Source organism: Alteromonas oceanisediminis (genome assembly GCF_018474025.1).
Classification (GTDB): domain Bacteria; phylum Pseudomonadota; class Gammaproteobacteria; order Enterobacterales; family Alteromonadaceae; genus Alteromonas_E; species Alteromonas_E oceanisediminis.
The window spans coordinates 79,503-89,191 of record NZ_JAHCTA010000012.1 but is presented as its reverse complement, the minus strand read 5'-3'; the positions used below and the strand labels follow the sequence as shown (position 1 = coordinate 89,191).

Here is a 9,689-nt window from a genome sequence, read left to right as displayed (position 1 = left end):
TTGAACAAACTAATTATGGCTCTGGTGAGCAGTTTTGCTGTTAGCTAACCCACGAAAATGCGGAGGCTAGCATTTCTGAGGGAGTCATTGTGTCTATGCACCATGGAGGCAAAGTGGTCAACAATACTGATGTAGAAAAAGAAATCATAAGACTTAGAGAATCTTTTCTTAAGCAAATTATGACTATTTCTTCAGGCGGCCTTGCAATTGCTATTAGCTTCCACGATAAGATGTCTACCATTTCGGTTTGGTATTATTCCGCAATAGCATTATGGCTTTTATCTATAACTGGAAGCCTTACAGTGCAAAGTATCTTGTCAAAATATTTTTCTAGTGGAATTGAAGTTCCACTTTCATTATATGAAATCGAAAAGTTAATTGAGAAAAAGAAGAAAACCCCTTCAGATAAAGCAATAACTAAGAGCGACATACTGAAAAAATTAGACGATGTTAATGTAACCACAAATAGTTATTTCAAACTGGACTTAATGGTGAAAGTTTTTAGTTATCTGTCTTTGGGATGTTTTGTTCTTGCTGTTATAAGTATTAGTCTTGCTGTCTATTTTAAGTAGAATGTGCATAACAAGGCACTAAAGATCGTTCGCTGCGCTCACTGGGACAATTACTCGTTGGCGCGTTCCGCATTATCACCAACAAGTAATTGCCCCTTAGTTTGGTGTTAGCCTCCTGGAGAAAGCCTTGTATTTCATAAGCTGTTTGATTTTTATAGCAACTATTATTTTAGGCCTATGGTTTGGTAATTCTCTGCCTTTATTTCTAGACCAAACATTTCCCACTATATTAGGTCTGGTCATTGTTCCAACAATGTTTTTTGCTATTTCTATACATTCGTTTAATTCAATTAAAATTACGATCAAAGCTGTCAAAAAATCTGAAACCAATCTTTTGGCACAGCGTGTTTTTCACTCGTGTGGAAACGTTGGTTTGTTAATAGGGATTACAGTTACCCTGATCAACTTCATATCTATAGGGTATAACTGGAGCGATAGTCCTTCAGCTGGGTATTTAAGCGTGGCGATTTCCACTGCAATAATGTCAACTTTCATTGGGCTGGTAGTCAAAGTACTTTGTTTGGTAGGTTTTTATAGGGTTCAAGGGTATGAAGGCTAACAAAGCGCTTACCACGTTCCCTGCGGTCACTGGGACACAAACACGCGGCGGCTTCGCCATTCTCGCCGCATCTTCGTGCCCGCTAGCTTAGCGTTAGAAGCTCTAAGGGATAAGTAAATGGAAAAGGTTTTATTCGCTCTTGATATTGAAGACGAATGGCCGCCTGTAGGAGCGGAGGGTATCTGGTGTGAGAGAGTTGGCGAGCATTACCAGTTAAAGAATGTTCCCTTCTTTTTAGACGGTTTGGCTAACGAAGATATATTTAGTGCAGAACCTGATCCTGTAAATGATCACATATTTGAATTTGAACTAATTAAAGAGTCAGGGCACTCTGTCATTTCTCTTTTGAATAACATAGATTTGGATTTAACGGCTTTCTTCGAAGTAATTGTTTCTCTTGGCTGTTCCTACGAAGGATTTGCACAATACAGACTATATGCCATAGACGTCCCTCCAAATATCGATATAGTTAAACTTAACCATTTAATAGACGCATATGAGGAACTGGGGATAGATTTCGCGTTTCCAGTTTGGCGCTTTGATTGAGAACGCTTCTAACAAGTCAATAAACTCACTCGCGATGCTCGCTGGGACGCATACACGCGGGGCGGCTTCGCCATTATGCCCCACGTGCCTGCGCCCGTTATTGAAAAGTTAGGCCCTTGCCCACCAAATATTGACTTTGTAACCACCTGGGTTACAATCAAACAATGATCATTAGCTTTATTCACAAAGGTCTCGAGAAGTTTTATTCCACTGGTAAAACGTCTGGGATTCAAAAGAAACATGAGAAAAAACTTCGGCTTATTCTCTCCAACTTGGATCAGGCTATATCACCAGACGATATGGATTTACCTGGCCTATTCCTGCATCAGCTAAAAGGTAATAGGAAAGAGATATGGTCCGTCAGAGTCAGTGGGAATTGGCGTGTGACCTTTCGGTTTAAAGGTCAAAATGCCGAAATCGTTAACTATGAGGATTATCACTAATGCAAATGTTCAACCCAGCACATCCCGGTGAAATTCTAAAGGAACTGGTTATAGAGTCGCTTGGGATAACTATTACTGACGCCGCAGAACATCTTGGAGTTAGCCGCAAAACGCTATCCAAAATACTTAATGGGAATGCAGCTATCAGTCCAGAAATGGCGGTCAGATTGGAACTGGTATTCTCTAAACCAAACGCAGATCATTGGTTACGTGTTCAAAATGCATACGACCTTTGGCAAACGAGAATGGAAAAAGAAAAATTAAATGTTTCACCTTACGACTTCGAAGCTGCGTAGTGGGGCCTAACAAACGACTATGGTGTCAACTCAAACATTATGCCGCTACGTCACTGCCCGTTAGCTTAGCGTTATACATACTGTAAAAGGAAACAAATATGGATTTTTCTGGAAAAGGATTTGAATTTGCCGCTTTAATTCCTTACGTCGTTTTAGTCGCTGAGCTAATTGGTTTGGATCCTGTTTATCTGACTATTTCATTTACTGTCGCAGTAATTATTTTTGCAAAATTCGTTTATCAAAAATTCATCCGTTCTGCGGGCGAAGATCAACAGCTAAAACGGTATGCTATGTTTTTTATGCTTCCTGTACTGCTGTTGTTTGGGAGCCTGTATGTATAACAAGGCGCTAAACGCGCTCACTTGGTTCGCTGGGACAGTAACGCGGGGCCTCTTCGCGATTATAGCCCCACATCATTGCCCCTTAGCTTAAAGTTATATGCCAGTAATGGCGAAGTCTATCGCATCTATCAGCAAAGACCTTGAACTCTCTAATGTACCAATCGGCGATTTTAGGTTTTCTGCTGGCATGGAAGTAAGTTGCTGGGTTAAGAAGAAGTAACGCTCGCCCTCAAAAAGTATTTCTGGCATCAGGTTTTTCATCAGCATAGTGGGCTTCGAGCGCGCAATACTTAGTGGCACAATCAGTCTTGTCGCCAATTGGTCAATCACACTATTTTGCATATCTACTAAATAAGGATAGGCTTCTTTAGATTGTTTGCTTGGGTTTCTATAAACATCAAACTGGGCCATTAAAACTCTCTGTATTCATCACTCAATAACCCACTTTCCGCAACAAACTCATTGTACGCTTCTATGGCTGCAGCGTTGTCTTTTTTCCATTTTGCGGCCGCCTCAGTCTTAAGCTTATCGTTTAATGCTTGTTCCAAAGTTGCAGACAGGTTAATTTTTAATCCTCTAGCTTTATTTAACAAGTCGCTGTTCAAACTCAAGTTTGTTGCTTTTTTGGGTGCAGTTAAATCATAAAGGTCTGTCATTGCCAATCTCCTGTTTATTTCAAACACAGTATACGCATAGAAATGCGCATTTGATAGCAGGGCTGGCATGTAACCAGGCGCTTAACTCGTTCCATTCGGTCACTGGGACAGTAACGCAGCTGCGCTTCGCGATTATGCCGCTACGTCACTGCCCACTAGCTTTGCGTTAGGCATTTATAAGGAAATAAATAATGAAAATAGTTTTAATCACACTTGTTTTATTTCTATCAGGTTGTAGTTCGACTCAAATTGCATCACCCCATAAAGCTGAGGTGGTGTATTCAGACACCATGGAAATAATCAGAAGTGCCGCTGAATCTGCACCAACAGGTATCGCCGGAGAATACACGCTCAAGATTAAGGCTGCCGGGAATCAGGGTCCTTATGTTTATCTCAACACTGAATTTGACTACCGTGACCAACGAGCAGTAACCGTTGCTCTACACCCCAGTGTTATTTCTCTTTTCGTTCAAAAATATGGAGTAAAACCTCAAGAGTATTTCATCAATAAATCCATCAGAGTAAATGGCGAAGCTCAACGAGTTAAAATTACTTTTGGTACAAGGAAAAAACCGTCTAATAAGTACTATTATCAAACGCATATAAGGATCATGGACATCTCCCAGATCGAGGTTTTAAGTGGACATGCCTAGCGAAGCGCTAAACACGTTCACTCCGTTCACAGGGGCAGTATTATTGGTATGCTCATGAAGACGGATTATGAAGAAAATGGCTATCTCGTTCTTAAAGATGTTTTTGAAGTGAGTGAGCTTCAGAAGCTGCGACAAGTGGTCCTTCAGTTCCATCAGTCATGGATGCAGGAGAATTCGAGGTTCTACGCTGAAAAGGCTATAAACTTTGCTTATCTAACAGCCCAAAAGCACTTGATGGATTCTGAGAGAGTGTCATTATTCACGTTCATCGGTTCAGATAAGCTGATGGACGTAGTGACTTCTATCATGGGCAGTTGCGCAACATTTATGAATACCCAGCTGTTTTTTGATCCGGCGAATAGCTCCCAGAAAAATTATTGGCATAGAGATCCGCAATATCATTTGTCCGTTGAAGAGCAGAAGGAAGCCCTTCTAGGTCCCAATGTCCTTCATTTTCGAATTCCTTTGGTCGATGAACCAGGTATTGAGTTGATACCCGGAACCCACAGACGCTGGGATAGCAAAGAAGAGCTTGATGTACGCTTAGAGCAGAATGGCCGCAAGAACCATGAGGACCTCCCTACTGGAGTAAGAGTTACCTTAGATGCAGGCGATTTGTTGGTATTTAGCGCAAATATGATTCATCGAGGAATATACGGCATAGATCGTCTATCACTTGATGTATTGTTTTGCGATCCGGTTCTCGAGCTAGTGAAATTCGTGGATGACAGTTGCTTGCCAGACGCTGAAACACTGGGAAAACTCGAAAATCCTAGTGCATTTGAGAGTGCGATAGAGATAAAAACCAATAACAAAGGAGTGCACGCGACAAGCGCGTGATTGAAGCGTCATGTGACTTCTTAAAGTTTTAGTCTAAGAGGCTGTAAAATGTGGATAATTCAGAAGAAATATTTAATCACCTAAAAGAAATTTTGCGTGCATATTCAAGCGACATGGTCGTTGTCACCGATAAGCCCGACAATTATTACTTAAACACTCATCATGTCATGAAAAACAAGAAGCCAATGTACTTTGGCTCGGTCAAAATCAATCGGCATTATGTCAGTTTTCATCTAATGCCTGTCTACGTCTTTCCAGAATTATTGGAAAGCCTATCGCCAGAACTTAAAAAGCGAATGCAAGGTAAATCATGCTTCAACTTTAAAGCAACCGATGCCAAACTCTTTCAAGAGCTCAACGAATTAACACGAGCAGGTTATAGAAAATATAAACAAGCAGAATACGTGTAGTATCGGCTGGTCACTAACAAGTGCTAAACCCGTTCCCTGCGGTCACTGAGGCATTAATCTTATGCCCGTCTACGTTTTCCCAGAATTGTTGGAAAACCCATCCCCGGAACTTCAAAGCGCATAAAAAAAGCCTCGTGAGAGGCTTTTTTAACAGTAAAGATTGTATTATCCGATTTTAGTAATCGCTGTGGCGTCGATATCGTACGTGCCAAAGATTTCTGGATCGAAGCGCACTTGCACTTCAACGTAATCACCTTCGGTGACTTCGAAACTACTAGATTCTGATGTCACGTCGATTGGCAACTCACTCAAATCGACAACTAAATGATTTTCGCCAACATCCAGCTGAATGTGTTCATCCTCAGCCGCGATGACCGTACCCGTTACCGTCAATTGTGACGTATTGGTTGGTACTCTGGAGGCGAACTTGTAAAGATCTGATGACTCATCATCAAGCGAACTTGAGATATAGGTTGTCATCAAACGCGGCACATAAACACTTGAGGCTTCAATTGAACGTGTGGCAAATACGTCATCATCCAATTGACCGGTGACGGTGACGCTGTCGCCATCAATCATTTCAGCCGTCGCTTCAGTGTAATTACCGTCTTCCAAATCGATGCGAATATCGCCATGACCGTAATCAAGCATAAAGCCGTCGGCTTCTGCCTTAGTGACTTTACCGGTAATGGTTACCCACGCGTCGTCGTCAATCATTGAGAGATGCTGGTGATGCTCACTTTTCATCTCATCTGATTTCTTATGTTCATTGGCTTGCACTACGCCAGTCGCAGAGACTGCAGTCAATGCTGTCAACATTGCGGCGGCGATTGAAGTTTTCATAAATTTCATTACATCCTCCTCAGTTGTTAGACAATAAATTTGATTCAAGTTACGTACCAGCGTTTAATATCAACGCCTTAGCTCACTTTTCAACCATCTGACGGCGGTTTCGAAAGCCGACGATATTGAAAGGTTACAGACGAACTGTAAGATTTACACGAGCGATAAATCGCACATTTGATTAGTTTGTAGGCATTTGACTTCGAAGCCCGTATATTCCCCTAAAAAGGGGTTGACGCTTCATAGGGTAATCAGCATAATACGCGCCACTCCAAAACGGAGTGCCCACGTGGCTACGTAGCTCAGCTGGTTAGAGCACATCACTCATAATGATGGGGTCGCAGGTTCGAGTCCCGCCGTAGCCACCATTCTCACTGCTAAAGTGAGAGTTTGATATGCGGAAGTGGTGGAATTGGTAGACACGCTGGATTTAGGTTCCAGTGCTTCACGGCGTGAGAGTTCAAGTCTCTCCTTCCGCACCATTGTTGGGGTATAGCCAAGTTGGTAAGGCAGCGGGTTTTGATCCCGCGATTCGTTGGTTCGAGTCCAGCTACCCCAGCCACTCTTTTGTTTTGTGGCTGCGCAATAATGAGCAGACAAAAAACACCCAAAATTGGGGTATAGCCAAGTTGGTAAGGCAGCGGGTTTTGATCCCGCGATTCGTTGGTTCGAGTCCAGCTACCCCAGCCATTCAGAAAAAGCGCCGACAAGTACGGCGCTTTTTTTGTGTCTTTTTTTTAACTGAATTAGACGATAGAGTTCTAGACATCTAAACCGTTCGGCGGCAGACTTTCAGGCTTTGCGCCATTTTGTGGGATTTTTCTTTTGATCAACGAGATCGTTTCAGCTATCAACAATGTGTTATGGGGCCAAGGTCAGGTGCTGATCTATATGCTGTTGGGTTGTGGCATATGGTTTACCTGGAAACTCGGTGCACTGCAATTGCGTCACTTCGGCCATATGTTTTCTATTATGCGCGGTTCTACCCGAAGCGATGCCGCTGGCATTAGTTCGTTTCAAGCACTGTGTACCAGCCTCTCCGCCCGCGTAGGCACAGGTAACTTGGCCGGAGTTGCGGTAGCGATATCGTTAGGCGGATCTGGTGCAATTTTCTGGATGTGGGTTATTGCACTACTGGGCATGGCGACGGGTTTTGCCGAAAGTGTGCTAGGCCAGTTATACAAAGTGAAAGACAGCAACGGTGAATTTCGTGGTGGCCCAGCCTATTACATTCAGCAAGGCTTAAAGAAAAAATGGCTAGCGGTACTGTTTTCACTCTGCTTATTTATGGGCTATGGCTTTATTTTCAGTGCAGTGCAAGCAAACACCATTACCGATGCATTAAACAATGCGTATAACATCGATACGTTGCATTCTGGTCTCGCTATCATCCTAGTCGCAGGCCTTATCGTTATTGGTGGTCTGCGGGCGATCGCGCGCTTTGCCGAATGGATCGTTCCCTTTATGGGCGTTTGCTACATTCTGGTTGCTGTGTTTATCACGGTCTCCAATATTGAGTTACTACCTGCTGTGCTTAAAGATATTGTACTAAGCGCGTTTGGGTTGACAGAGGCTGCTGCGGGTGCGTTTGCTGCCGCGGTTAAAAATGGCATTCAACGCGGCTTGTATTCTAATGAAGCCGGCTCTGGCAGTGTTCCGCATGCTGCTGCCAGTGCCACACCCAATCCTAACCACCCCGTCTCGCAAGGTTATGTGCAAATGCTGGGTGTATTCATAGACACCATGATTTTATGTACCTGTACCGCATTTATTATTCTACTCGCCGGCGGTTCAAGCGGTGAGCAGATGGAAGGTATTCGTCTCACCCAAACAGCAATGGCGTCACATTTGGGAGAAGGCGGAGGAGATTTCGTTGCAGCAGCCATCACGCTATTCGCATTTACTTCCGTGGTTGCCAACTATGCATACGGTGAGAGCAACTTACACATGTTCAGGCTCGACAATAAGGTCGGCCGCTCTTTTTACACGGTGGGTTATTTGTTAATGATTTTATGGGGCTCCATGGCCGCATTGCCACAGGTGTGGGCGATGGCCGATATGGCGCTGGGCCTGATGACCGTGATCAATATTATTGCCATTATGTGGTTAACGCCGACTATCGTGTCGATCAGCAAAGATTACTTTGCCAAACGCGATCGCGGTGAACAACCTGAGTATGTGCAAGGCGACTGTGAAATACAGGGCGAAAATGAAGATGGTATTTGGAACGCCGCAGCGCCAGCGCCGGTAAAGGCTCAAAGATAGCGCCTAGTGCCGTTCAAAGTAACGATAAATGGGGGCCGTTATCCCACGGTTACCCCATCCTCGTCGGGTAATTGTACGATAAAGCGCGCCCCTTCCCCCAATTGGCTCTCGGCGCGAATAGTGCCGCCGTAGTTGTGTACGATTTTTTGGCAGATCGCTAAACCTATACCCGAACCACTGTAGACACTGCGACCATGCAGACGGTGAAATATAAGAAATATCTCTTCATAATCTTCAGGCGCGAACCCGATACCATTGTCAGCAACGCTGATTTCCCAATAGGATCGCATCGAACCGTCAATGGTGATTTTTACCGGCGTCGCATCAATAAGCACTTTGCTAGCGACATCCTCTTTTGCATATTTGATCGCGTTTGACACGAGGTTTTGAAACAGCTGGATCATTTGAGTTGCACCAGCGCGAACCACCGGCAAACGGCGCACTTCTACCACGGCGTCTGCTTCACTGATCAATTCACCGAGGTTATCTTTTACAATACTGAGTGTTTTGTTGAGATCGGTAAATTCTCCGCCATCGTCTTGTTTGGAGACCCGTGAAAAGGCCAGCAAGTCTGTGATCAAAAGTTGCATTCTCTCCGCGGCTATTTGCATACGTGAGATGTAATCGCGGGCTTTCTCGTCCAAACCATCAGCGTATCGAGTGGATAAAATATTGCCGAATGAGCGAATTTTACGCAGCGGTTCTTGCAGGTCATGGGATGCAATATAGGCAAACTGTTCAAGATTCTGATTCACGGCGGTAAGGTCACGTTGATGAGTCAACAGCCTCGCTTCATTGGATTTTAGTTCAGACACATCATAAAACGTGACAATGAGTCCATCCGCATTACTGACCGCGCTAATCGAAAACCATACCTGGAGATGATCGTGGTCGTAATAAATAACGGTGCTGAACGGTTTCTTGGTCTCTACCACCGTGCAATAGTGGTCGAAAAGACCTGCTTCCTTATTGCCGGGGAAAAGTGTCAACATTGTATTACCAATGACATCATCCGACTTGCCAATGATATCACAGCCAGCACGATTGATAAGTTCGAAACGAAAATCGCAAATCTTATCTTGTGCGTCACGAACAGGCGTGAAAACAATCACGCCATGTAATGAACTATCAAAAACGTTGCTTAGCGTTTCGCTCAATTCGTTAACTTGTTTACGGCTTTTACGTGCCGGTATGCCCAAAATGATCAGCGCAATTACACCAACGGCGCACCCGCTCAGAAAGGCTAAAATCATCTAATCTGTTCC

At 43.9% G+C, this 9,689-nt stretch carries 14 protein-coding genes and 4 tRNA genes; 14 read left to right on the top strand and 4 right to left on the bottom strand.

Annotated elements, in window-relative coordinates; genetic code table 11:
- Positions 1-89: 89 nt before the first annotated feature.
- The 6 genes from KIU71_RS17075 to KIU71_RS17050 all read left to right on the top strand — a co-directional run bounded on the left by KIU71_RS17075 (position 90) and on the right by KIU71_RS17050 (position 2,757).
- The gene (locus KIU71_RS17075) at positions 90-572 is read left to right on the top strand and encodes a hypothetical protein (RefSeq protein ID WP_214132565.1); all 483 of its coding nucleotides are present in this window, start codon (positions 90-92) and stop codon (positions 570-572) included.
- Between the two features lie 127 nt (positions 573-699).
- Positions 700-1,131: a hypothetical protein gene (locus tag KIU71_RS17070; RefSeq protein ID WP_214132564.1), complete on the top strand. Its 432-nt coding sequence runs from the start codon at positions 700-702 to the stop codon at positions 1,129-1,131.
- A gap of 117 nt (positions 1,132-1,248) precedes the next feature.
- A complete protein-coding gene (locus tag KIU71_RS17065) occupies positions 1,249-1,677 on the top strand; it encodes a DUF4265 domain-containing protein (RefSeq protein WP_214132563.1) in 429 nt (142 codons plus the stop codon).
- Positions 1,678-1,841: 164 nt separating this feature from the next.
- Positions 1,842-2,120, top strand: coding sequence for a type II toxin-antitoxin system RelE/ParE family toxin (locus KIU71_RS17060; protein ID WP_214132562.1), 279 nt, complete (start codon positions 1,842-1,844; stop codon positions 2,118-2,120).
- Complete coding sequence (locus KIU71_RS17055) at positions 2,120-2,416, top strand: HigA family addiction module antitoxin (RefSeq protein WP_214132561.1); 297 nt, start codon at positions 2,120-2,122, stop codon at positions 2,414-2,416. The genes KIU71_RS17060 and KIU71_RS17055 overlap by 1 nt, the downstream gene beginning before the upstream one ends.
- Before the next feature lie 98 nt (positions 2,417-2,514).
- On the top strand, positions 2,515-2,757 hold the full coding sequence (locus KIU71_RS17050; RefSeq protein WP_214132560.1) for a hypothetical protein: 243 nt from the start codon (positions 2,515-2,517) through the stop codon (positions 2,755-2,757).
- 93 nt (positions 2,758-2,850) lie between these two features.
- Here KIU71_RS17050 and KIU71_RS17045 read toward each other — a convergent pair whose 3' ends face one another.
- Positions 2,851-3,168: a CcdB family protein gene (locus tag KIU71_RS17045; protein ID WP_214132559.1), complete on the bottom strand. Its 318-nt coding sequence runs from the start codon at positions 3,166-3,168 to the stop codon at positions 2,851-2,853.
- Complete coding sequence (locus tag KIU71_RS17040; RefSeq protein WP_214132558.1) at positions 3,168-3,413, bottom strand: type II toxin-antitoxin system CcdA family antitoxin; 246 nt, start codon at positions 3,411-3,413, stop codon at positions 3,168-3,170. The genes KIU71_RS17045 and KIU71_RS17040 overlap by 1 nt, the downstream gene beginning before the upstream one ends.
- A gap of 191 nt (positions 3,414-3,604) precedes the next feature.
- On the opposite strand from KIU71_RS17040, the gene KIU71_RS17035 reads away from it, so the two are divergent.
- From KIU71_RS17035 to KIU71_RS17025, 3 genes are read left to right on the top strand one after another with little or no spacing between them, the layout of a single operon-like run.
- The gene (locus tag KIU71_RS17035) at positions 3,605-4,066 is read left to right on the top strand and encodes a hypothetical protein (protein WP_214132557.1); all 462 of its coding nucleotides are present in this window, start codon (positions 3,605-3,607) and stop codon (positions 4,064-4,066) included.
- A 54-nt stretch (positions 4,067-4,120) separates the two neighbouring features.
- Entirely contained in the window at positions 4,121-4,906 is a 786-nt protein-coding gene (locus tag KIU71_RS17030) for a phytanoyl-CoA dioxygenase family protein (protein ID WP_214132556.1), read from the top strand.
- 50 nt (positions 4,907-4,956) lie between these two features.
- Complete coding sequence (locus KIU71_RS17025; RefSeq protein ID WP_214132555.1) at positions 4,957-5,316, top strand: hypothetical protein; 360 nt, start codon at positions 4,957-4,959, stop codon at positions 5,314-5,316.
- Positions 5,317-5,481: 165 nt separating this feature from the next.
- On the opposite strand, the gene KIU71_RS17020 is transcribed toward KIU71_RS17025, so the two are convergent.
- Entirely contained in the window at positions 5,482-6,168 is a 687-nt protein-coding gene (locus KIU71_RS17020) for a NirD/YgiW/YdeI family stress tolerance protein (protein WP_214132554.1), read from the bottom strand.
- Positions 6,169-6,450: 282 nt separating this feature from the next.
- On the opposite strand from KIU71_RS17020, the gene KIU71_RS17015 reads away from it, so the two are divergent.
- The 5 genes from KIU71_RS17015 to KIU71_RS16995 all read left to right on the top strand — a co-directional run bounded on the left by KIU71_RS17015 (position 6,451) and on the right by KIU71_RS16995 (position 8,424).
- Positions 6,451-6,527, top strand: a tRNA-Met gene (locus KIU71_RS17015).
- A 29-nt stretch (positions 6,528-6,556) separates the two neighbouring features.
- Positions 6,557-6,641 (top strand) — tRNA-Leu (locus KIU71_RS17010).
- Between the two features lie 4 nt (positions 6,642-6,645).
- A tRNA-Gln gene (locus KIU71_RS17005) sits at positions 6,646-6,721 on the top strand.
- 52 nt (positions 6,722-6,773) lie between these two features.
- Positions 6,774-6,849 (top strand) — tRNA-Gln (locus KIU71_RS17000).
- 135 nt (positions 6,850-6,984) lie between these two features.
- Positions 6,985-8,424: an alanine/glycine:cation symporter family protein gene (locus KIU71_RS16995; RefSeq protein ID WP_214132553.1), complete on the top strand. Its 1,440-nt coding sequence runs from the start codon at positions 6,985-6,987 to the stop codon at positions 8,422-8,424.
- Positions 8,425-8,462: 38 nt separating this feature from the next.
- On the opposite strand, the gene KIU71_RS16990 is transcribed toward KIU71_RS16995, so the two are convergent.
- Positions 8,463-9,677 (bottom strand): PAS domain-containing sensor histidine kinase, encoded by a 1,215-nt coding sequence (locus tag KIU71_RS16990; protein WP_214132552.1) that lies wholly within the window; start codon positions 9,675-9,677, stop codon positions 8,463-8,465.
- Positions 9,678-9,689: the final 12 nt, after the last annotated feature.

Excerpts from the sequence above, each read along its gene's own strand:
- KIU71_RS17055 (WP_214132561.1), top strand. The coding sequence starts at position 2,120 with ATGCAAATGTTCAACCCAGCACATCCCGGTGAAATTCTAAAGGAACTG.
- KIU71_RS16990 (WP_214132552.1), bottom strand. The coding sequence starts at position 9,677 with ATGATTTTAGCCTTTCTGAGCGGGTGCGCCGTTGGTGTAATTGCGCTG.
- KIU71_RS17050 (WP_214132560.1), top strand. The coding sequence starts at position 2,515 with ATGGATTTTTCTGGAAAAGGATTTGAATTTGCCGCTTTAATTCCTTAC.
- KIU71_RS17045 (WP_214132559.1), bottom strand. The coding sequence starts at position 3,168 with ATGGCCCAGTTTGATGTTTATAGAAACCCAAGCAAACAATCTAAAGAA.
- KIU71_RS17060 (WP_214132562.1), top strand. The coding sequence starts at position 1,842 with ATGATCATTAGCTTTATTCACAAAGGTCTCGAGAAGTTTTATTCCACT.
- KIU71_RS17030 (WP_214132556.1), top strand. The coding sequence starts at position 4,121 with ATGAAGACGGATTATGAAGAAAATGGCTATCTCGTTCTTAAAGATGTT.
- KIU71_RS17035 (WP_214132557.1), top strand. The coding sequence starts at position 3,605 with ATGAAAATAGTTTTAATCACACTTGTTTTATTTCTATCAGGTTGTAGT.
- KIU71_RS17040 (WP_214132558.1), bottom strand. The coding sequence starts at position 3,413 with ATGACAGACCTTTATGATTTAACTGCACCCAAAAAAGCAACAAACTTG.
- KIU71_RS17065 (WP_214132563.1), top strand. The coding sequence starts at position 1,249 with ATGGAAAAGGTTTTATTCGCTCTTGATATTGAAGACGAATGGCCGCCT.
- KIU71_RS17020 (WP_214132554.1), bottom strand. The coding sequence starts at position 6,168 with ATGAAATTTATGAAAACTTCAATCGCCGCCGCAATGTTGACAGCATTG.